Below are 591 nucleotides of genomic sequence, written 5' to 3' on the forward strand. Positions count from 1 at the left end.
AATTGGACCGGGCATTGCGCCTGGGCGTTGCCCGTGACGGCCATCGGCTTTACCCGGCGATGCCTTATCCGTCCTATGAAAAGCTCAGCCAGGACGATATACGCGCGCTCTATGCCTACTTCATGCAAGGCGTAAAACCCGTCAAACAGGAAAACCAGCCGAGCGAAATCCCGTGGCCGCTGAACATGCGCTGGCCGCTGGCGTTGTGGAACACGGTCTTCACCGACTCCGGAAGCTATATAAAGGCTGAAACCGCAAAAGATCCGCTGTGGCTTCGCGGCGCCTACATTGTTCAAGGCCCTGGGCATTGCGGCAGTTGCCACACGCCGCGTGGCCTTGCCATGAACGAGAAAGCCCTGGACGAACGCAGCCCGGCGTTCGTTTCCGGCGCGCTTCTGGATGGCTGGTATGCGCCCAGCTTGCGCAACGATCCAAACACCGGGCTTGGCCGCTGGAGTGAGGAAGACATTGCACGCTTCCTCAAGACAGGTCGCAATCAGCATGCCGTGGTTTTCGGCTCGATGACCGACGTGTTCAACAACTCCACGCAGTACATGACTGACGAAGACCTGAAGGCCGTGGCGCACTACC

At 59.2% G+C, this 591-nt stretch carries 1 protein-coding gene; it reads left to right on the plus strand.

The annotated features are described in order from the left end of the window. On the plus strand, positions 1–591 hold a 591-nt coding region (locus tag NRB16_RS28990; protein ID WP_257107581.1), incomplete at both ends, for a cytochrome c.

The organism is Pseudomonas sp. LJDD11 (assembly GCF_024584215.1).
Lineage (GTDB): Bacteria > Pseudomonadota > Gammaproteobacteria > Pseudomonadales > Pseudomonadaceae > Aquipseudomonas.